Origin of the sequence: Mesorhizobium sp. M0659 (assembly GCF_040320605.1) — a bacterium.
Taxonomy (GTDB): Bacteria; Pseudomonadota; Alphaproteobacteria; order Rhizobiales; family Rhizobiaceae; genus Mesorhizobium.
In genome coordinates, this window is the sequence record NZ_JAMYPY010000026.1 from 32638 (window position 1) to 54732 (window position 22095).

Genomic DNA, 22095 nt, shown 5'->3' on the forward strand with positions numbered 1-22095 from the left:
CCCGAGATCGGCTTTGACCTTGTCTTGTTTTTTAGGACGGGGACATCTGTTGTGCCGGCCATATAAGTCTCCTCTGCCGCAAAATCACTCTGTCGGCCGCACAGGCGCTTCGGGCGTTTAACTGAAGGACTTGCCGCAGCCGCACTTTTCGCGCGCATTGGGGTTATCGAAGACAAAACCGGAAGATTGGAGCCCGGTGAGGAAGTCGACGGTCATGCCGGCTACATGGGGTTGGGAGCCCGCGTCCACGAACAGCTTGACCCCATCTGTGTCAGTGATCGCGTCGCCCTCGCGCGACACGCTCTCCAGGCCCATTAAGTATTTGAAGCCGGCGCAGCCGCCGGCCTCGACCATAATGCGAAAGCCGTCCGCCGGCTCGCTGGCGCGGGAAAGAGCAGTCTTGAAGGCGGCAACAGCGTTGTCGGTGAGCGTAATCATGGCTCCATTCTCCTCAGTCCGGGACCTGCTTGCCCATCACGTCGCATGCACCGTGCCAAAGCCAAAAAACGTTTCAACACAGCGCGGCATCTCTCACACTGGTGCCTCTTGATTGCTGATAAGGTGTCGGCCAATCGACACGTGCTGTCGGGTTTGTCGGATCCGCCACGAGGGATGTTGGGCCTGAGTTCTTGGTTGAACTCACATCACCAAATACAGAACTTCTTCTGAGCTTGCCTCGGCGCAATTGGCACGGTTTTTGAAGCTCCGTTTGACGAAACGGCAAGAGCATGCCGATCCACAATCATGCGATGGGTGCCATCGCGATGGATGGGGCGAAGCAGGGGAGCAACATGTCAGGACCGTGGTCAGATACGCGTTGTTTGGCAAAGCAGCGCCGCCCGTGGGATCCGAATGCCCGCTTGGCCGATTGCGACAACATCCATACTCGCTCACGACCGCCCAGTAGCCGCCGAGCGGCTCGATGGCATGCCATCGGCATGTGGCTGCTCGCTGGTTTTCGCATCGGTGCGACGCCGTACGCACGCTGTCCAGCGACACCTTGTTCATGGGCCAGCAGCAGGTCAGGATCGAGCATTTCGGCGCGCCTTATTGGCTGAAGATTCCCGGGCAGGGCAGATGATCCTCACACGTCGTAGAAACAGGGGTAAGCATGGACCAACGCGAGAAACCGTCGCCCGACGAAATCCGGCGGGCGTGCAAAGACAATCCGAAGATCCGGGAGCATGATCTCGCCGCTCGATTGGGCATTTCGGAAGCCGAGTTGGTCGCGGCGCATTGTGGTCACGGCGCGGTGCGCATCGAGCCGCGCGTCGATGATCTGCTGACCGGCCTCGAAGCGGTCGGCGAGGTGATGGCGGTCACCAGCAACGAAAGTGCCGTGCACCAAAAGATTGGCGTCTACGGCAAAGTGGTCACCGGCAACCAGCATGCCATACTGCTCGGCGACGAGATCGACCTGCGCATCTTCCCGAAAGCGTGGGCGTATGGCTTCGCCGTCGAGAAGCTTGAGGGAGCCGAGATCCGCCGCAGCCTGCAATTCTTTGATGCCACCGGCGAGGCGATGCACAAAGCTCATCTCACGCCCGCCTCGAACCTGCAGGCCTATCAGGATCTGACGGCAGAGCTTGTATCCTCCGACCAGGAGCCGATCATATCGCTCGAGGCGAGCGGGGCGCGCGATAACGCAGTGAGTCCAGACCACGCCACCACGGTCGACGACCTACGCGAGCACTGGGGCCGGCTAAGCGACGTGCATCAGTTCTACCATATGTTGAAAACACTGAAGCTCAGCCGCTGCCAGGCGATGCGTATGGCCGACGAGGATGACGCCTGGCTACTCGACAATGATGCCGTTGGCGCCCTGTTCCAACAGGCGGCCGAAGACGAGATGCCGATCATGTGCTTTGTCGGCAATCGTGGTTGCATTCAGATCCATTCCGGCCCGATCAGGTCGGTCAAGCAGATCGGGCCGCGGATCAATGTGCTCGAAGAGACCTTCCATCTGCATCTTAGGACCCATTGCATCCGCGAGGTCTGGGCCGTGCGCAAGCCGACGAGGGATGGTCACGTCACGTCCATTGAAGCCTATGGCGCGGACGGCAAGATGATCATCCAGTTCTTCGGCACGCGCAAGGAAGGCGAACGCGAGGGCAGCGACTGGCGGTTTCTGGCCGAGAGTCTGCCACGCGTTCCCGGTCCGACCTCCAGGGGTGTGTTGACTGCCGACAGGTCCTCGGATTGAACCGGCCGCGATAGGAATCAGCACCACGTTCCGACGGCGGCTCGCGAGCAAATTTAGGTCCATGAGCGGAAAGGACTGCCGTCGTAGCGCATGCGCATGGTCAGGTGATGCACGCCGGAATGGACCGCATCTATACAGTCAAGCTGGTCGCCGGCCGGACCGGCGCGCACGAGTGCATCGCCGTCTGACCGAAAAGCCTTGCAGCGCCTGCGAGCGAAAAAACGCATACGCCATCAGCGCCGAACCGAAGCGCGGCTTGACCTTGTTGATATTTCCGATCATCTCGCGCAAGCGCGTCGGGTTTCTCGGACCGCACCCGATCCTTGCGCTGGATCGCGTCGTTGCTCAATCCGGCCCGTGCGATCGATCTACTCGCTCGTCGACCGGCAGGCTGTGCAGCAACAGCCAAGCCGAACAGCCCGATGTCGCGGGCTCGACAAAACCGACCACGGATGTCGGTTGTCGGACGTTGTCATAAGAATGATGGACAGGTGATCATCAGCGGCGGGCCCAGCGCAGGCTGGCATTGCTTGGTGCAGCGCCATGGCTACCCCTATCCGGCACGCGACTTGCTTCGACAATTTGATCAGCAGGGCAGAGGTGATTGACCAGTCTCTCAACCCTAACGGGGATAAGCGGCGGCTTTGCTTCATGACCGGAGCGCGGCGGAGATGCCCCTTCTGATCGACTTCGCAACCCATCTCATCCGCGCTGGTGCAGGTGGGCTGTATCAGGCGACAGAATCTAGAAGGCGCCCGACGAGAGACGTGCCCATGCTGGAAATCGACTTTATGAACAGCGGTGCAATCTCAATCGAGCCATGAACGCCAATGTAGAGAAAACAAAATGGCGACCAACCCCGTTCCAGATCATGTCCCGCCCGAAATGGTGAGGGACTTCAGCCTGTTTACATCGCCAGGGATGCCACCAACACCCAACGGGGATCCACACGCAGCTGTCGCTTGCGTACATGACGGGCCTCCGATCTTTTACTCCCGCTACAACACGCAAGATGGCCGGGGTACCTGGGTCATCACCCGTGCCGCGGACCAGCGGAAGGTGCTGCAGGACGCAGAGACTTTTTCCAGCCATCGCAGCATCTTCTCCTCCATACTGGGTGAAAACTGGCCGACGATCCCGCTTGAGCTCGATCCACCGGCCCATGGCGTCTTTCGCTCACTGCTCAATCCGCTGCTTTCGCCAAAGCGGGTGTTGGCTTTGGAACCGGCTGTCCGCGAGCGGGCGGTCGAGCTGATCGAAAGGATCGCCGCGTCGAACACAAGCTGCGACGTGATGAAGGATTTTGCCTTTCCTTTCGCGGTGAGCACCTTTCTTCGCTTTCTGGGGTTGCCTGATGACCGACTCGATACATTCGTCGGCTGGGGGAAAGATCTGCTCCACGGCGACGATAGGGAACGACCTGTGGCTGCCCGGACGATCGTGGCATTCATCGACGAACTTGCAGCCATGCGCCGCGACGAGGCGGTTGACGATTTCATGACCTTTATCGTGCAGGCACAGGTCGAGGGCCGCCGGCTGACGGACACCCAAGTCCGCGGCATCGGCGTGCTTGTCTTCGTCGCTGGGCTCGACACGGTCGCAGCAGCTATAGGCTTTGACTTGGCGTACCTCGCGCGCAACCTCAAAGATCAGCAATTGCTGCGGAGCGAACCGGACCGCATCCCGCTCGCAACCGAAGAATTGCTGCGGGCCTATCCGCCCATTCAGTTGATCCGGGTGGCCACAAAAGATATCGACTTCGAAGGCGCGCCGATCCGGAAGGGGGACTATGTTTCCTGCGCCACGATGATTGCCAATCGTGACCCGGCGGAATTCGAATGCCCCAACACGATTGATTTGGAGCGGGAGGACAACCGCCACGCAGCGTTTGGCTATGGTCCCCACCGTTGCCTTGGCTCACACCTTGCCCGGCGGGAGATTGTCATTGGCCTGGAGGAGTGGCTGGCGCGCATCCCGGCTTTCAGGATCAAGAGGGGTACGGCACCCATAACCTCTGGCGGCCATGTGTTCGGGATCGAAAATTTGATCCTGGACTGGTCTTAGGCCGCGCCCCGAGCCGGGGCACCGACAATGGAGGCAGCGCCATGCGCATCATCGTCCAAAATGCCAAATGCCAGGGTCACGCGCGATGCGCGGCGCAAGCGCCGGACATCTTCAAGCTTGATGACGAGGGTTACATCCTGCCTGGTGACATTGAAGTTGCGGAAGGGGAGGAGCTGCCTGCATCCCGAGGCGCGCGATCCTGTCCTGAACGTGCGCTGGAACTCACCCGCTGCGCGTTTTGAATCGGCCTCATTCAACCGTGAGTCTGGCGGCTTGAACCATGTGGCCGCACTCAGCACGCGACCTCTGTCCCGCACGGTTCACGTCCAACTCTGCAGGGGCATTTCCGGCGCCAGTGTTCCCCGTGAGGCGCAAACGGCAGGGCAGGGGTTCGCGAACAACTCTTCCAATCACACAATTTGCGTCAGAGCCGATGGACCAGACGAGAATTGCCGGACTACTCGACGCGAGGCGACCGGAGTGCCACACCGAAGAACTGCCCGACCCATGTTGCGGCAGGCCGGGTCTGTGCATGATTTGATAGGACCATAGCAGGAGAACGCACCATATTTGCCCAACATTATGCCCGGCTCAGCACCGGCCAATGGCCGCAGCTGGAGAGGAGGTTCGACCAGCATGTGCTTGCCTGTGTGCTTTCACGTGCGCTCGAGGAGATCGAGGCCGGCGAGGCGACGGCGACGGAGGCAACCGGACTTTCGCGCGCCGAGTTGCGCGATGTCCTGGTCCGCTGTTTCCCTGCTTTTCCGATCAACGCGTTTGCCTTGGAAGAGGGGAGCGAGCCCGAGCCGGATCTGGAAGAAGAACTTCTGCGCGGACTGCTGCTGGCGCATGCCCGGCCCGACGACAAGGCAGGCGCCCGCTTCGCCAAGATCATCGCCCGGCGTGCCATGCGCAATGACCACCTCTGGCAAGACCTTGGCCTCTTTAGTCGAAGCGACCTCGGCCGCCTGCTCGCCTCGCATTTTCCGACGCTGGCGGCCGGCAACACCCAAAACATGAAATGGAAAAAATACTTTTACCGAAAGCTCTGCGAGGCCGAAGGTTTTTCGCTGTGCAGCTCCCCCAGTTGCCGGGACTGTAATGATTTCGAAAGCTGCTTCGGCCCGGAGGAAGGCGAAAGCCGGCTCACACGGACCAAGGACAACGCCCAGGATTGAGAGCCGCTTGCGTCAGTCGTACAGCGTCAGAGCTCGCGCCACGCCATATGTCTGTTGTCAAATCTCGACGGAGGCCTTGGGGGATTTGAATACTGTGCGCTCGCGATGCTCGCTTCGGCGGGTCGTCGTCATGGCAGGCGCGAGTCGAATGTTTGTTAGATGCCGCCACAACCTAAGCCGGCATCATCAATCGCTACAAGCGCAAGGAGTTGAAGGACACGTTGCGCGATCTTGAGCAGGCCGGACTTGGTGACCAGCTCGTTAGGTTTTCCAATTCATGAGTGGCTAGAGCGATGGCTGTACTGGCGTTCGATCTCGTTTATTTTTCCGGCCTGACGGCAGACCAACTGCTAGGCAGCGTCATCTCACTTCTGGCGTGTTTGCTCCTTTATAACGCTCTGGCTCCGGACCGAGTTAATCGATAGGTCGGCGGCCGCTCGGCGTCACTGCTAATGCCCTGATACGATTTTAGGAAACGGGGTCTGCAGTGTTTCTTCCGCTTCGGCGCCACATAGCTTTCAACCACGCGAAATGCTCGACGTCGACAGTTACCAGCGGCCGTAGGTTGATGGTCACCGTGTTTGGCGCTCAGGACTTCCTCCGTGCTAGTCAATGGCGAGCATCGGAAGCGATTTTGCAGGTTTTGCGCAGACGGGATTCTGGCTCTGCCCGCCGGTCGGGTTCGTCAAAAGGTGCTAATATAGCGTTGTATGTCCGATCGGCGGTAGTAGCCGCTTACTGATCGCCGGACGGTCGATCCCTGAACCTTGTTGCACCCGCACCTGGGGTGCTTAGGGAATGATATTATCTGACAAATGGAAAAATCACGTAGGAGCCAAAGTAAAATTTTATTATATCTGACTCCTGAGAATTGCCAAGTAATGATCCAAGAACGCATCTTTCGCGGGTCGTTAGCTTGTTTTTAAACTCTAGTGCGTCACTATCGGGTCCGTAGATCCCAAAAATGTCCCATCCTTTGCAGGGCAACAAGGAGGCGTACTATGGCAAGAATTTTTGAAATTCTTTTGGGCAGTCTGACTGCCGGATCTGTTCTCGCAATTCTTTGCATGCCAGCGACTGCAGCTGGAATTAATGTCGGAGGCGTCGGCGGGGTATCCGTCGGCAGCGGAGGCGCCAGCGCTAATGTGGGCGGCAACAGCGGCGCTACGGCTAGCGTATCCCTAGGCGGTTCTGGGGCAAATGCCGCAGCCTCCGTCGGCGACACTGGCGGAGCGACTGCTTCCATCGGCACTGGCAGCGCCAATGTCGGTGTCGTCACCGGGGTTGGTACCGACGTAAATGTCGGCGTTGGAACCAATCCAGCCGCCAACCCCAGCAACCCGACCGCTTCGAGCAACCCGAATCTGGCTAGCGTTGTCGGCGATATGTCGAACGCCCAGGTCACTCGGATGAAGAAGCGCTGCGTCGAAGTGCTTAGCAACGAAGACACCTATGATCGTGACCTGCGCCGGCTCTGCCTGCTGATCTCGCGCCGCTAACCAGCGACCCCTTTCCGACCTGTCGGGGCTGTCGACATGACACTCTCCAGTTCCGGCAGTGGAAGCCCGCCCGCCGAAAGGTTGGCGGGCTTTTACAGTCAGCGTTTTTCCATCCGCAGCAGCCAGGATGTTTAGGCACTTTCGCGTATGTAAACGTTGACAGTTAAGGCGCTTTCGCCTCGTAGGCAAGTTGTGTAACGCCTTGTTCTTGAACAAAAAATGTGAGAACGCCTAGTTGCTTAAGCGAAAAGCGCCTTACCGAGCGGATATCAAAAATAAACATTGTAGCGATCTTGCAACCGCCCGAGGCCGCTTTTACGCTTCGGAGCAAGTCTAAGGCCGATAAGTCATCGTTTTGCTTATGTTTCTTCACGTCACGGCGGCGGTAGTGTAGCCGGGAATGTCCTGCAAATGGAACGTATTGCCGGGAGGCGAGTAGCGGTAGATAAATCCGAATTGGTCGGTGATCCCGTTGACGCTCGTATAAGTGATCTCGCCATACAGATACATATGGAAGGGAACCCGCCCCTATGTGAGTATCGGACAGGAAAAGCTCATTCAGCACATTGTTTGTGATAGGGCCGCCGCGATCAAAAGCTGCAGGGCTAAGAGCATCGTCTGCCCCGAGCACCCGTTCAACGTCATTGATTTCTCCGGGATGGTAATGCGGAGTTGGCGGCAAGTTGCAAAGCCGGAGGCTCGCCCGAATCTCGTTTATGATGGCAGGAGTGCGTCCGAAATTCTTGATCGAGTATGCCGCTTCCGGAATTGGTCTTTTGTTGTCGGGCTTGTCAGCCCAATCGTGCGTCACCCCCACCAACGGTTTGGTGGCGGTGACGAACAAATACGGGCGCTCGATATCGAGCAAACGCCTTTTCGGCAATGTCGGCGCTGCGCTGGGTGTGCCTAGCAGCCTCTTTGGCGTAGTAAGCAGCGGCCATAGCAGCGGCGAGCGTGAAAGCACCCACGATAGCGCCAATGGTGGTCCAGTTCGCCGACTGTTGGGCAGCGTCGGCAGCCTTCCACTGGGCACACAGATCGGAACTGCGATCATCGTGACCTGCTTGGCATGGGTTAGTGTAACTTGGGGGTTCATTTGCCTGTTGGACTGGCGGAGGGCTCGCCGCAACAGGGTTGCCTATGGTCTCTTGATGCTGTTCGGAATGTTGGGGCTGGAGTGCTCTTGCGCTCGTCTGGCGGTAAAGCCGCCCCGAGTAAAACTACTCCGAAAGCCGCAATGAGGATGCCCCGATAGCGTCTCAGCATTGCAGTAAGAACGCAGCGCTAAAGCCCCCCCGGCTTATTTTGTTGTTCAAATTACGCTCGGTTTCGTGAATGTCCATAGTCGCCAATTTTTCGGCGAGTTGGGCATAGGTAACGCCCTTCCGCTTCAACTCTGACTTCAAAAGGTTCTTGGCTTTCATCTCGTATTCGACGGTCTGCGGGTCGTCCTTGCCTGCCATAGCCTCGCCTCAAAAAATATCATCACAGTCGGTGGTACAGGCCCCTGTATTTGGCGATACAAGCCCCGCATATAACCGGATATGATGACAATGGCCCAACACTTCCTCCTTTCCGCCGAAAGCCGCTCCCTTTCTCTGAAAGAGATTTACAAGGGTGGCGAGGAAAAGGCTTACGACGCGTTCAAGGCTTCGACTCAAGGCGAGCCTGTTTGCCGGAAATGCGGGTGCCTGGATCATTACGACATTCCGACCCGTCGCAAGTTCAAGTGCGCCGCTTGCGGGGGCGCAGTTCTCGGTTACGAGCGGCACGATCTTCGCCTTGGCGCAAGCTGTCGTTTGTCGATCTGCTCGCCGCGATCTGCCTGTTTGTTAACGGCGCGAAGGGCATGTCGGCGGTCCAGTTCTCTCGCGATCTGGACGTGCAGTACAAGACCGCCTTTGTGCTGGCTCACAAGCTGCGCGAAGCCTGTCGGCTGAAACCAAGAACGAAACCCTTGAAGGCGAGGTCGAGATTGACGGCGCTTACTTTGGTGGCGTGGTGCGCGCCGAGGGCGCGCGCTTCTGCTACTGCGCGAACGCCTCTGGAGTCGATTTTTAGCAGCTCATTGGCGTGATCTTCAGTTCCTTCGCCACAAAGCCCGGCGGAGAAGAGTATGCTGCCTGGCCTATTCATTGGCCCAAGTCCGCTTGCCACGGCAGCTATCGTTGTCATTTTTACATCAGACGATCGTCTCGTGAGCAGTGGACCGCAAAGTTGCGAAGACGCAGTTGCCCTTTGCTTCTACTGTGCATAGAAGCCATTTGTGCGGGCAGAGGTACAAAAATGGGTGCGGTGCTGTGGGAATAAAATTCGAAAAGCTAAATAAACTGCGGGAGTCTCTACTAGAGGCAAATCACGATTTCCGCGCCAGCACCCAATTGTTCAATAGCTTGGATGTCGCAAAAATTGATCGCGAAATGGATCTTGAAGGTCGTGGAACGCAGCGAGGCGAGGCTAACCAGCCCCCGAAAACGGCCAAGAATTTCGACGATATAGAGCACACAGTTATCGAGAGGGTCGAGGACGAAAAGAAGGCCGCACATCACACACTCGAAGACAGCCTACAGCTACTCTCCGGCCGATTGGCTGGCCTCGACTTTGAAGAGCAGTTTGGTCTGATCCGTCAGGCGAACGCCGCCAGTGTTTCCGATTTCAAGGCCTCGATCGCGGTGGGCCTGGACGAACTTCACGGATTGCGCAAATCGCTCAACGATGCGGAGAAAGAACACGACTGGTTCAAACAGAAGCACGGGCTTGTCCGGGCTGTGAGGGTTCAACACGGAGCGGCCCATGTTTTCCGAGTGTCCCTGCTAATCTTCCTGTTCCTCATTGAAACGGCGATGAACGGAAATTTCCTCGCAAAGGGAAATGAACAGGGATTCTTTGGCGGGCTCCTCGAAGCCGCCGCTTTCTCGTTTTTGAACATCGGCGCCGCTCTGCTGTTCGCAATATTCTGTGCACGCCTGGTGACTCACAGATCGCTTTTTGTGAAGTTGATCGGCGCGCTGTCGATAGTGGCCTATATCGGCTTGGCATTGACCATAAACCTAGCGCTTGCGCATTACCGCGAGGTTAGCGGGTCCTTTGTGGACGGAGCCGGCGTCGAGGTCGTGCGCAGCATGCTCGCCAATCCGGCTGGCCTTATGGACGTGAAATCCTGGCTTCTGTTCGGCATTGGTCTCATGTTTTCGATCTTTGCGTTTATCGACGGCTGGTTCGTTCTCGACCCATACCCGGGCTATGCGGGTGTCGAAAACAGATTGGTGGCTCGCCGGGAAGACTACATCGAGCGCAAGAGCGAGCTCATCGAGGCTCTGCAAGAGGTGCGCGATGAGCACAACGAGAAGGTGGAGGACATCGTCAAGCGGCTGGGGAGCAGACGCAGGGAGCATCGAGCGATCATCGACCATCGGTCGAGGCTGCTGACGCTCTTTGTGCAGCATCAAGACCAGCTGGAGCGAGCCTGCAACCAGCTTCTCTCAAAGTACAGGGAGGCCAATTTCCAGGCCCGCACAGAGCCAGCGCCAAAACATTTTGCCACACCCTACAAACTTGAGCGCATAAAACCCCTGATATCGTCCGACGATGAATGGAGCGAGAAGGACCTGGGCGCCTCAATTCGTGACGCGCAGGAAGAACTCAACGCTCAAGTGCGGCTCATCGGGCTGGAATGCGAGCGCGGGATCGAACAGTACCGAGATCTCGACAAGCTTCATCCGGATAGCGTGAATGGCTAGGCGGGGTCGCAGAAGAAAGAAAGGCAGTGGCGGCACAATTGTCGCAGCAGCCGGATTGGCCGTGCTGTCGGCTGTGATGCTGGCCGGTTTTGTTTGGATGTGGTCGAGATCCGGGAAGGACCAAATCGACATCAGCACGAATTGCCCACTGAACGGACCTGTGAGCCTGACAGCGGTCTTGATCGACGCCACCGACCCGATTTCGCCGATAACCATGGCGGATCTGAAGAATGAATTCCGCAAGACCATTGGGCGCGTCGAGCCTGGCGGCTATCTCAAGATATTGACGCTGGGCGCGAGGCCCGGCGACCTGACTGTGATGTTTGATGGATGCAATCCGGGCGACGGCTCGACGGTCGACAGCTGGACGAACAATCCGTCTCGGCGGCAGAAGAAATGGGAAGATGCGTTCGAGGACCCTTTGACGAACCTTCCCGACCAGATTCCCAATGGAGAATCCGCGAGCCAATCTCCGATCATGGCCGGAATTCAGAAAATCAAACTGTCGCTATTCGATAGCAGTTTGGCGAAAGAGAAGACCGCTAAGCGAATAATAGTCGCGTCAGATATGATCGAACATACGGCGCTGTACTCACAATATCGTTCGGGTCTCGATTATCAGAAGTACCTTGATAGCGCGGCTGACAGGACTTACGGGACATCGCTCGATGGCGTCGGGTTTACGATACTCTACGTCGATAGGGCGAAGAAGCCATTTGGCTCTTTCGAACATGCAGAGTTCTGGACCCGGTGGGTTCAAAGCCATCATGGTGATTTTGAGAAGCTGGTAGGGTTGGAGGGGTTAAACTAATGGCCAAGAAGCGAGGGGAGTCGTTCTTAGGACATCCGAGCCTGCCCCTTTTCGTCTTTGCGACGCTAACCCTGGGTGGCTGCGTGTTCATCGCAATAGCCAAGCTGTCGGGCGTAGACCCTATAATGGCGGCGAGCGCACCGGTGTGCCTGATGCTCATCTATCTTGCCGCGTCCGTCTTCACCGGCAAGCTACGGCTCCACGATGAGCAAACAGGCGACAATCTCTACTACATGGGTTTCCTGTTTACGTTGACGAGTCTCGGCGTATCGCTGTTTCAGTTTGGTTCCGAAGGATCCACCGACACAATCGTGAGGAACTTTGGTATCGCGGTGACGTCGACGATCACGGGAATTGCTTTGCGGATCTTTTACAATCAGATGCGCCGCGATCCTGCCGACATCGAACGGACCGTCAGGCACGAACTCGCGGATATGACGCGGCGTGTAAGAGCCGAGATGGAAAGTGTAACCAGGGAATTCGCTGACTTTCGCCGCGTAAGCAATCAGATGTTGGAGGAGGGTTTTGCCGAAATCGCCGTTCAAGCGGAGCGGAACGGAGAGCACATAAGATCGGCCCTGGATAAAATCGCGATGGAATCGATCAGACCAGTTCAAGAGGCCTCGGGAAAGCTCAGCAATGCTTTGAGCCACAATTTTGGGCAGATCGAAAGTCAGTTCTCGTCGATCGCACAGCGCGTCGAGGCGGCAGCCGATCTGCTCGACAAAGCCAACAGCTCAATGTCCTCTTCAGTTGGCAGACTGGGTGAACAGGCCGAAAGCGTAGCCACCAAGTTGGAGAAGGTTGTCGTCCCTGATGAGGTCCTTAAGAACGATCTGGCGCCGATGGTGAAACTTCTTGGCAGCGCGGTCGCTCAGTATGCTGTCAAAACAGAGACGGCTTCGCAGGAACAGCAAGCCCGCATGGCGGGCATCGTTGATGCTGTGGCTAAAGTGGCCGCAGGTGTGGAAAAGGCTGTGGCAGCCGCAGAGCAAACAGCGGAGAGCGTCCAAGCGCAACAACGCTTGACCCAGGCGCTTGCCGCAGTGGTGCAAAAGCAAAGCAAGGACACCGGAGACCTTGTCGCAACCTTGGCAGGAAGAACCCTTCACGCGCCGAGGCCTGTTCCCCCTCTCAACGCTCCTGTCGCGATTGAACAGCCACTGGCAGATCTGGCCGCAAATGACACCGTCGAGAGCGCACCAATTCGGGTCGAGCGTGAGCCCCAACCAGACGCTTTCCAAACTCTGGGAAGCGAGCCTCCCGCCGAACGAACGGAACCGCCTAAGCGAACCAGTTGGTGGGGCAGGTGAGTGACGCTGGCGGGACTTCGGTCGCCTTCGAGCGCAAGGGTTTTGGCCGCGGTTTGATACTGGGCCTGACCATGGCCGAGACGATGCTGCTTTTGGTGTTCTGCCTGTTGCTAGCAGCCGGTGCTATCATCACGAAAAAGCAGAAAGAGACCGATGAGGCACTGCGAGCCACTCAATCAAACAAGGAAAACGTGCAGAGGCTCGAAGCCGAGAACAAGCGGCTTCTGGCTCAGATAAAAGCGGTGTTTCAGCCCACGAGGGGAGGAACCGTTCCCGACGAACAATGGCGCGAGCTGGTCCTGGCCAAGGATGCTGTTAAGTCGGTCAAGGAAGCAGGTATTTCTCTGGAGGAGGTCGTGCGAAATGCCCCTGTCGCGAAAGTCCTTGCGGACAACGACATAAGCGTTGATCAGACCAAGGCCATGATAGATGCGGCGAAGGTCTTGAGAGAATTTGGTTACACCGGCACCGACAAAGGGCTGCAGGATCTGGCTGATGTGCTCAAGGAGGCTGCAGAGCCGACGCAAGCAGCAAAACCTCACGATTGGCCGCCGATCATCAGTCTCAGCGAACTGGATGGCTATAATTTCGATACCGGAAGCGCAGAGCTTTCGAATGCCTTCAAAACAAAGTTGCGCGATCTTGCGAAGACCATCGCCGGGACTGCGACCTCGTACGGTGTCGACGTGATTGAGGTAATTGGACACACGGACGAACAGGCAATGGCGGGCGAATCCTCCAACATGGACAAGGGGCTCCAACCGGTCCTGTCAGGGAAAGTGGAAATCGGCTCACTCCATCCCGCCGACAATGCCGGTCTTGGGCTGGCCCGCGCGATTTCAGTTACAAGTGTGCTCAGTGACATGCCCGCATTAAAGGGGTTTACGATTTTGCCGATGTCTGGTGGTCAGCTCATCCTGCCCGGCGATCATCTCACCGACGGAGCGCAGATTGGCGATGTACGGGCTCGAAGGCGCATCGAGATTAGGGTGAGGCAGCGATCAAAATTGGCGCCGGTTGGTGGCGCCAAGCCATGAATGGGGACGAGAGACTGGCGCCTTAGCCGGTACGGCAGTTGAGTTGGGGGGATTGGGCTATGGGGTTTTACGTTCGAAAATCGATCAGTGCGGGACCATTCCGCTTTAACTTTTCGTCCGGTGGGGTTGGCGCTTCCGTTGGCGTGAAGGGCCTCCGCATCGGCACTGGGCCAAGAGGTCACTACATCCACGCCGGCGTGGGTGGGCTCTACTATCGTGGCACTTTAGGCAAGGCCAGCGCGAAGAAGGTAGTCCAGCTCTCTCAGACCCCATCTGCGCCGCAACCCCGTCCACAATCCTCGCGCCCGGAATACGTCTCTGACGGCGTCGTGATGAGAGAAATCGAGTCCCGCGATGTGGTGGAAATGCGTGACGAGACATTCGCCAATGTGCTCGATGAAATCAATGCCAGGCAATCGCAGACGCGGCTGTCCGTAGCACTCGCGGTTTTGTTCGGGATTGCAGGTTTCCTTGCGGGGACCAAGCTCGGAGGTGCCGCACCGGTGCTGGGCATCGGTGCCTTTGTGCCGGGTATGCTCATTGGCAAATGGTTTGACAGTTACCGCCGGGTGAGCGTGCTCTATTACGATCTGGAAAAAGACGCGGAGGCCGCCTACGGGCGACTTGTCGGCGCGTTCGAAACTCTCACCGGCTGCGCAGGGAGATGGCATGTCGCTGCCGACGGCAAGATAGAGGATCTGACTGCTTGGAAGCGAAATGCCGGGGCCAGCATGCTGGTCGACAAAAAGCCCACGACACTTACAAGCTCCTTGCCGAAGGTTGTACGCAGCAACGTTACTCCTCCTTCAATCCATGTGGGTCGGCAGGTGCTCTTCTTCATGCCTGACCTAGTGCTGGTGAAGGACGGAAACCGATACGGTGCAGTCGGATATGCCGATCTGCAGACCCAATTCGCCCCGAGTAATTTTATCGAGACCGGCAAAGTTCCATCTGATGCGGAGATCGTGAGCTACACCTGGGCTCACCCAAACAAAAACGGCGGGCCTGACAAGCGCTTCAAAGACAATCGGCAGATCCCTGTATGCCGCTACGAAGCGTTGCGGTTTTCTAGCCCGTCCGGACTTAACGAGCTGGTGGAATTTTCCAAGACAAACGTCAGCCAGCCCTTTTGCCAGGCTCTATCGGCACTCGCGCAATTGCATCGAAGCTCCGACCGCCAATTCATAACGCGAAATCCGCACACTAGGGAGTGATGGTTGGGGATGGGCTCAAAGCGTGAGCCCAGGTCAGCAAACGCGTTCGCACGGAATCCCGTCGCTATCTCGATCCAACTTGCTCCCCCATGAGCAGTTGGCGAGATACCAACGTGCTTCTTCGCAAGAAGAAATCTGCGTGCACAAGCGGCGAGGTTGGCATGAGTAGCTCTGTGCTACTTGGCGACGGCTGACAAGCCCAAAGGGGCTTTTGGTTGGGCTCGCAGCTTCGGCATGTTGTTCGCGCCAATCCCAAGGGTTGTCAAACGTCCCAATCCAGATTCCAACCTTTGCGGTTTCAGCATTAGTTTGCTGTTGCGCATAGGCGCCGTGGCTATAGCGGGGCCAGTCCAAGGCTTGGCCATGTTCGACCATCCAGGACGCGACGCTGACACCGTCCGCGCGCCGACAATCGCCGACGAAGCGACGGTACCGATCCCATGAAACAAATGTGCATTGGACAGGCTGCGAAGCCGCAAGGAAATTCGCCAATGCTTCGGCCGCCCGGCGCCCGCAGGGGTATTGATGTGCGCTAGCGTCATTGCAGTATTGGCGGCTTTCGGGTGCATCGATGCCGTTGAAGCGGACGCGCTGCCCGTGGATCTCTATCGTGTCTCCATCAATCACCGATGCTATGCCTACAATCGGCCCCCGTCTCGACCCGGCCGAGTTTGCTATATCGAGACCACGTAACTGGTCACCCGAGCCTGTAAAATAGTGGGTCGCGTAAGCAGCCAAGGCCACCACGATCACCACGATCAGAGGCAAGCGCACATCTGGAGAGAAACGTCTGCGGACGATTGGTTCCGCGCCGCGCCTTGGTCGCGCGCGGCGACGATGAGAATAGCGATTGTTATTCAATTTCCGATCCTTTGCGAAACGCAAGCTGCATGATTTGTAACGTGCCTCTGCACCATTCATAGGCGCCTTTTTCGCTGGCGCTGGTTTGCCTTGTAGTTCGGCGCTTTGAACACCATGGTGCCTTCGCAGATCAGCCCGAAGTCACGACTTTGTAGTTACCTTTTCCGTAAACACGAGCATCTTTCCGCGCTGGAGCCTACAAGTTTTCTTGGAATGAAATTAGGAGGCAGATTCAAAAAGAAGTCGGCTTGTGCGCCAGTTGGTCGTGGCCGGCGAGGCGGATGCCAGAGCTGCCAACACCTCGTCCACACGTATGATGGCATTTTGTCCGAAAGGGAACCTCGAGATCAAGGTGGGGATGCGAAGTGTCCGGAACATTAAACAAACATCCGCAATTTTTCCACCAAGCCGCAGTGCTCACAATACTAAACGATTGAAGTGTTGGTGGTTGCCATTCGAGGTTGAAAAACCAGCATTTTATGTTGCGGACAGCCCCTGTCTAGGCTCTATGTGTCCAGCCTATCAGGGGGGTGTGAGTGTCGGAAGTTGAAAAATCGGTCTTCCAAAGCGATCTGCCTTTAAAGGAAAAGCTCGAGCGAGCCAGGATGGAATTGCTCGACCTTTCTGCTCGCAACCGACTTTTGAATGTGCCACGGTTTTCAAAGAGCGCGAAGACGATCGATATTGTCGACGAGAGGTCGTCTGAGATCTATCGATTGCTGGTGAGCGAAGGAAAGGCTTTTACCTTCCTGGCCGGCAAGCCGGATCGGCCGAAGGCAGGCCAGGTTGAAAGCAGCCCTCCAGACGAGGAAATCGACTATTCCCCCGTTGCTCTTGCTCAGCCTGAGGACGAAGGATTCGACGATAGAGGGGTATCTGCGCGACATTCTGACACCAAGCTTCAGACGAGGATGACCCCAACGGGGCTGCAGCGCCGGCTCCTTGATCTCTACCACGATGCCCGCACACTTGAGGAAGAGCAGGGCGTCAATATCCTTTTTCTGGCCCTTGGCATGCTGAAGTGGATTGACCCGAGCAACAAAGAAAACATCCGTCAGGCTCCTCTCATTTTGGTCCCGGTACGGCTGGAGCGAGGGGCCGCTGGAGAAAAGTTTCGGCTGCGAGCTCGTACGGAAGATCTTACCGCAAACCTCTCCTTGGAACTCTATCTCGACCGCATTCACAAGCTCGCCCTGCCGCGTTTTGAAGTAGGAGACGACTTCGACGTCTCGGCCTATCTCGATGCCGTTGCCGAAGCAGTGTCGACCAAAGAGGGTTGGCAGGTGCTTGCCGATGATATGGTGCTCGGCTTCTTCTCGTTCGCTAAGTTCTTGATGTACCGTGACCTGGATCCGGATCTCTGGCCGGATGGCGCAAAGATTATCGAACAACCGAAGATCCGCTCGCTTCTTTCAGATGGTTTCGAAACACGCGAACCGCTGATGTCGGACGACATTGCGATTGATCCGCATATCGCGCCTGCCGAAATGTTGCATATCGTCGACAGTGACAGTTCTCAGACGCTGGCGATCCATGATGCAAGAAAGGGTCGCGACCTCGTTATCCAAGGTCCTCCCGGGACAGGAAAATCGCAGACGATCGCAAACATTATCGGGTCGGCCGTTGCCGATGGAAAGACCGTGCTGTTCGTTGCGGAAAAAATGGCCGCACTTGAGGTCGTGAAGCGACGGCTTGACACTGCGGGGGTGGGGGACGCCTGCCTTGAGCTCCATAGCAACAAGGCAAACAAGCGCATGATGCTGGATGAGTTGCGGCGCACCTGGCAACTCGGATCGCCTCGCGGACAGCTTGCTTCTTCCCTTACTGAACGCCTGCTGGAGGCTAGGGATAAACTCAATGCACATGCTACAAGGATGCATGTTCCATTTGGAACGTCCGAACTCACTCCATACCAGGTTCTTGGCCAGCTAACCCGACTAAGGCAGAACGGGCAAAAGCCAGTTGATATTGAACTTGAGGATGCCACCGCTTGGACGAATGACGGTGTCTCGCAACGTCGCAAACTTCTCGATGACGTGTCTCAGCGGATCAACGAGATCGGCTTGCCGATCCACCACCCATGGCGGGGAGTTGGCCTGGATGTCGTTCTACCAACGACCATTGAGAGGCTCGTCCCACGCATTGCGTCGTCGCTGGATCAAGCAAAGGCTCTGCACGCCAAACTGGCCGATATTGCTGAGCGGATCGAGGCGAAGCCTCCGCAAATCCTCAGCGACAGCGGCGAGGTAGAAGATCGCGCTGAGCTTCTCGCGTCCGCACCTGGACTTCCTGCCGAGGCGCTAGTCTCGCCGGTTTGGGATGAGCGTCCAAAGGACATTGCATCGCTTCTCTGGACAGGAACAGATTTCAACCGCAAATCCGAGGAACTGTCGGAGCAGTTGGTGGCGACGGCTATCGACACGCCAATTGAAGGTCTCGAGACAGAGCTTGCTAAGCTTCCTTCAGACTTTCCGAAAGATGGTTTCGTTCGTGCGCGCCAGCTAACCGTGTTGCTCCCACGCTTAAGAGAAGAAGCTGAGCGGCTAAATCAAGAACTGGGGTCTACGGTTTTACCGGACACGCTTGCAGGACTCCTCAGGTTAGTGATGACCGGCGAGAGAGTTGCGGCAGCCCCCGATGCGAGCCCTGAGGCATTCGCAGCCACAGTTTGGGACTCCGGGCTGGAACAGGCTGGTGACCTTGCCGACAGCGTAGCAACGCTAGAGACTGCTAGAGCCGAGCTTCAGGGCAAAGTTGTTGATGCCGCGTGGAGTACCAACGTAGCCGCGGCGCGGCAAGCGCTCGCCGAGCACACGGGAATATTGAAAGCATTGAATGGCGACTACCGTCGTGCCACTGCACTTGTGCGGGCTATTTTGCTGGCCCCTAGCGCGCCTGCGGCGGAGATAGTGGGTCTCCTCGACATTCTAATGAAGGGCCAAGCGGCCGCAGCAAAAGTGCGCGAAGGCGACGCCTTTGGCCGTTCCGCCTTCGGAGCCGATTGGCGCGGTGAGAGATCGTCTTCGGCACCACTCCAGGCCTTAGTGGAGTGGATGCGCACGCTGAGGGGACTTGGCTCGGAACCGCGAATTATAGCCGGGCGGATGGCGGAGCGCTCTGAAGCGGGCGCGCGTGCGGTGCGAGTTCGTAAGGTGATCGACATCGGTCAGCCGATTATCGAGGGGTTTTGGAACGATTTAGGCCACCTTGCGTCATCCATGCAAGGTGACGTGGCTTCCGCCGAGCGGGCCTCGCTGCAACTGATGGAAGCGAAGGCAAAGACTGTATCTCAAGCCGATGACGCGTCACGACAGGTGCTGACTGACGTTCCAGATCTGATCAGTGAGCGGGTGGAGATACTGCGCCGACTAGGCAGACTACAAGCGCTTGATCAAGAGATCGAGGACGGGGAAAGCCTTGGCAAGTTCGCATTCGGCTCGTCGTGGCTCGGTCGAGGATCCGATTGGGCCGCGCTCGCGCAAGCCGAACTTTGGCTGAGAGAAAATGGCTCAATCCGGCATTTGGCTGCGCGGTTGCCTGAAAGAAAAGAGATCGCAAACTTGGCGCGTTCAGCGCGTGAAGCGGCCCAAGCGGCAGCGCGGGAATTGAAGGCGCTTGCAGGGGATTTGAAAGCCGATGCTCCCTCCTTGTTTGGAGTAGACGATTTTCCAGACGTCGCGATAGTCGAGGTTGTTTCTCGACTGGAGGGGTGGCTCGATCATCAGGAACAGCTCTCGAAATGGGTTGCCTATGGAGAGCGATCCGAAACAGCCCGAAAGGCTGGACTGGGACAGTTGATAGACGGCCTGGCCGACGGCCAGATTACAACAGGATCGGCGCGATCAGTCTTCGATATGGCCTACTACGAACGCATGTTTCTAGCGATGGCGACCGATGAGCCGGAGCTGGCAAGGTTCGACGGGGAACTGCATTCCAGGGCTGTACGTGACTTCGCCGATCTGGACCGACAGAGGATCAAGTCCGGTGCCATCGAAGTTGTGACGGCTCATCACCGAAAAATTCCTTCAAGAGACGGCGGAGCTGGACCAGTCGGACTGCTTCGTTCTGAGATGGCGCGCAGACGGGGCCACATGCCTATCCGGCAGTTGATGCAGAAGGCAGGGCCTGCCATCCAGGCACTCAAGCCAGTGTTCATGATGAGCCCGCTTTCGGTGGCCCAATTCCTGTCGCCCGGCAGGATGTCCTTCGATCTTCTTGTGATGGACGAGGCGTCTCAGATACAGCCTGTGGACGCGCTTGGCTCGATCGCCAGGGCCAATCAGGTGGTCGTTGTTGGCGACGAACGCCAACTGCCACCCACGACATTCTTCGCGAAGGTGACAGGCTCGCAGTCTGAAGATGACGAGGGTGAGGGCGCGCAGGTCGCCGACATAGAAAGCATCCTCGGCCTGTTCACGGCCCGCGGCTTGCCGCAGCGTATGCTCCGCTGGCACTACCGTAGCCGTCACCAATCTCTGATCGCCGTATCGAACAGCCAGTTCTACGAGAACCGGCTTTTCATCGTGCCAAGCCCCTATACTCAAGAGGCAGGCATGGGGTTGCGGTTTCATCATGTGCCAGAGGGGGTCTTCGATTCCGGTGGCACAGGAACCAATCCGGTAGAGGCGAGAGCAGTAGCCGAAGCGATCATCCGTCATGCGAAGGTGAACCCGCGAGAGACTCTAGGCGTTGCAACATTTTCGGTTAGCCAACGCCGCGCGATCCAGGATGAACTCGAAGGGCTGCGGCGACTAAATCCCGATACGGAGGAGTTCTTTCACGCGCACCCCAGCGAGCCGTTCTTCGTCAAGAGCCTTGAAAATGTTCAAGGCGATGAGCGCGACGTGATCATGATCTCAGTGGGGTATGCCAAGAATGCGCAGGGGTACATGGCCATGCGTTTCGGCCCTCTTGGTGCGGAAGGCGGCGAGCGTCGGCTCAACGTCCTCATAAGCCGCGCCAAGCGCAGCTGCGAAGTATTCGCGTCCATCACAGACGAGGACATCGACCTGGAGCGTGGCAAAGGGAAAGGCATCTTCGCCTTCAAGCTCTTCTTGCACTACGCGAGAACAGGGCGAATTTCGCTTGCCCAGTCCACGGTTCGCGAAATGGATTCAATCTTTGAAGAGCAGGTAGCCAACGCGCTGATCGGAAAGGGTTACCAGGTTCATGCTCAGGTTGGCATTGCAGGCTTCTTCATCGATCTCGCGGTTGCTGATCCGGAGAGGCCAGGCCGCTATATTCTTGGCATCGAATGTGATGGCGCAGAATATCATTCATCGCGCTCGGCCCGAGATCGAGACCGGCTACGGCAGTCTCTTCTGGAAGACCATGGTTGGATAATCCATCGCATCTGGAACGCTGACTGGTTTCAGAGGCCACGCGAGCAGCTGGAGCGAACCATATTAGCGATTGAGGCTGCGAGAAAAGAGCTCGATGAGCGGGCCGAATTGGGGGTCCAGAGAAATCGTGCTGTAGCCGTGCAGGTTGTTACGGTCGACAGAGGCAACGTGACGGAAATCGGTCTCGAAAGCACAAAGGGATCCGAGATACCCAATCGAGCCTACGAAGAGGCCGAACTAAACCGACCGGGATCGTTCGAACTCCACGAGACGCCCAGCGGAATCATGGCCGGACTGGTCGAGCAGGTGGTGGCTATAGAAACACCAATCCATGTCGACGAAATAGTTTCGCGTATTCGGGGCGCGTGGGGTCTGCAGCGGGCCGGTGGCAGGATTCAGGATGCAATCGAGCGAGGGGTAGGCATAGCGCAGAGAGGTGGTGCAGTAGTCCGTCGAGGCAGCTTCTGCTTCAAGCCAGGTGCTCCTGTTCGTCTCAGGGATCGCAGCGGCGTCGTGTCCGCTGGATTGCGCAAGCCCGAAATGATTGCGCAGGACGAAGTCGCCCAAGGCGCCATGGAAGTCGTGAAATCCAACCTCGGTGCGACGGAGGAAGAAATCGCAATAACCGTTGCGAGAATGCTGGGCTTCAAAGCCACAAGTGCACAATTGCGGCAGTTGATTTCAGCTGGGGTCGCCGATTTGATTGCCAAGGGCTTGCTGCGGCCCCAAGACGGTTTGTTGGTGGCCGGCGAGTCCGCGAGCGAGGCATTAGCTGAAGTGTGACCGGGCATTGTAGAGCCCTCGTTGCAATCTCTGTTGAAGCTCGGAACACC

16 protein-coding genes and 1 pseudogene are annotated in these 22095 nt (G+C 57.4%); 13 read left to right on the forward strand and 4 right to left on the reverse strand.

Annotated features, from left to right (window positions below; genetic code table 11):
* Nucleotides 1-117 precede the first annotated feature (117 nt).
* On the reverse strand, nt 118-438 hold the full coding sequence (locus NKI31_RS27805; protein ID WP_023698282.1) for a HesB/IscA family protein: 321 nt from the start codon (nt 436-438) through the stop codon (nt 118-120).
* Nucleotides 439-922: 484 nt separating this feature from the next.
* Between NKI31_RS27805 and hemP the strand changes: the two genes are divergently transcribed.
* The 6 genes from hemP to NKI31_RS27840 all read left to right on the forward strand — a co-directional run bounded on the left by hemP (nt 923) and on the right by NKI31_RS27840 (nt 6944).
* Entirely contained in the window at nt 923-1081 is a 159-nt protein-coding gene (hemP, locus tag NKI31_RS27810) for a hemin uptake protein HemP (protein WP_352653088.1), read from the forward strand.
* Between the two features lie 30 nt (nt 1082-1111).
* Nucleotides 1112-2203 (forward strand): hemin-degrading factor, encoded by a 1092-nt coding sequence (locus NKI31_RS27815; RefSeq protein ID WP_352653089.1) that lies wholly within the window; start codon nt 1112-1114, stop codon nt 2201-2203.
* 846 nt (nt 2204-3049) lie between these two features.
* The gene (locus tag NKI31_RS27825; RefSeq protein WP_352653090.1) at nt 3050-4267 is read left to right on the forward strand and encodes a cytochrome P450; all 1218 of its coding nucleotides are present in this window, start codon (nt 3050-3052) and stop codon (nt 4265-4267) included.
* Between the two features lie 41 nt (nt 4268-4308).
* Entirely contained in the window at nt 4309-4509 is a 201-nt protein-coding gene (locus NKI31_RS27830) for a ferredoxin (RefSeq protein ID WP_352653091.1), read from the forward strand.
* A gap of 324 nt (nt 4510-4833) precedes the next feature.
* The gene (locus tag NKI31_RS27835) at nt 4834-5445 is read left to right on the forward strand and encodes a nitrogen fixation protein NifQ (RefSeq protein WP_023806333.1); all 612 of its coding nucleotides are present in this window, start codon (nt 4834-4836) and stop codon (nt 5443-5445) included.
* A gap of 1001 nt (nt 5446-6446) precedes the next feature.
* Nucleotides 6447-6944 carry a hypothetical protein gene (locus NKI31_RS27840; protein WP_352653092.1) on the forward strand — a complete coding sequence of 166 codons (498 nt, stop codon included), beginning with the start codon at nt 6447-6449 and terminating at the stop codon, nt 6942-6944.
* Nucleotides 6945-7107: 163 nt separating this feature from the next.
* On the opposite strand, the gene NKI31_RS27845 is transcribed toward NKI31_RS27840, so the two are convergent.
* A complete protein-coding gene (locus NKI31_RS27845) occupies nt 7108-7812 on the reverse strand; it encodes a hypothetical protein (protein ID WP_352653093.1) in 705 nt (234 codons plus the stop codon).
* 391 nt (nt 7813-8203) lie between these two features.
* Nucleotides 8204-8407 carry a DUF6471 domain-containing protein gene (locus NKI31_RS27850; RefSeq protein ID WP_352653094.1) on the reverse strand — a complete coding sequence of 68 codons (204 nt, stop codon included), beginning with the start codon at nt 8405-8407 and terminating at the stop codon, nt 8204-8206.
* Between the two features lie 90 nt (nt 8408-8497).
* Between NKI31_RS27850 and NKI31_RS27855 the strand changes: the two are divergent.
* From NKI31_RS27855 to NKI31_RS27880, 6 genes and pseudogenes are all read left to right on the forward strand, one after another.
* Nucleotides 8498-8966, forward strand: a pseudogene (locus NKI31_RS27855) (IS1595 family transposase); the annotation flags it as partial.
* 284 nt (nt 8967-9250) lie between these two features.
* On the forward strand, nt 9251-10684 hold the full coding sequence (locus NKI31_RS27860; protein WP_352446534.1) for a hypothetical protein: 1434 nt from the start codon (nt 9251-9253) through the stop codon (nt 10682-10684).
* Nucleotides 10677-11495: a hypothetical protein gene (locus NKI31_RS27865; RefSeq protein WP_023687338.1), complete on the forward strand. Its 819-nt coding sequence runs from the start codon at nt 10677-10679 to the stop codon at nt 11493-11495. The genes NKI31_RS27860 and NKI31_RS27865 overlap by 8 nt, the downstream gene beginning before the upstream one ends.
* On the forward strand, nt 11495-12808 hold the full coding sequence (locus NKI31_RS27870; protein ID WP_352653095.1) for a methyl-accepting chemotaxis protein: 1314 nt from the start codon (nt 11495-11497) through the stop codon (nt 12806-12808). Before NKI31_RS27865 ends, NKI31_RS27870 begins: the two co-directional genes overlap by 1 nt.
* Nucleotides 12805-13845 (forward strand): OmpA family protein, encoded by a 1041-nt coding sequence (locus tag NKI31_RS27875; protein WP_352653096.1) that lies wholly within the window; start codon nt 12805-12807, stop codon nt 13843-13845. The genes NKI31_RS27870 and NKI31_RS27875 overlap by 4 nt, the downstream gene beginning before the upstream one ends.
* Before the next feature lie 59 nt (nt 13846-13904).
* The gene (locus NKI31_RS27880) at nt 13905-15059 is read left to right on the forward strand and encodes a DUF4236 domain-containing protein (protein ID WP_352653097.1); all 1155 of its coding nucleotides are present in this window, start codon (nt 13905-13907) and stop codon (nt 15057-15059) included.
* A 33-nt stretch (nt 15060-15092) separates the two neighbouring features.
* Here the strand turns inward: NKI31_RS27880 and NKI31_RS27885 are convergent, their stop codons facing one another.
* Nucleotides 15093-15920 carry a thermonuclease family protein gene (locus NKI31_RS27885; RefSeq protein WP_352653098.1) on the reverse strand — a complete coding sequence of 276 codons (828 nt, stop codon included), beginning with the start codon at nt 15918-15920 and terminating at the stop codon, nt 15093-15095.
* A 536-nt stretch (nt 15921-16456) separates the two neighbouring features.
* Between NKI31_RS27885 and NKI31_RS27890 the strand changes: the two genes are divergently transcribed.
* Nucleotides 16457-22045, forward strand: a complete 5589-nt coding sequence (locus NKI31_RS27890; protein WP_352653099.1) for a DUF3320 domain-containing protein — start codon at nt 16457-16459, stop codon at nt 22043-22045.
* Nucleotides 22046-22095: the final 50 nt, after the last annotated feature.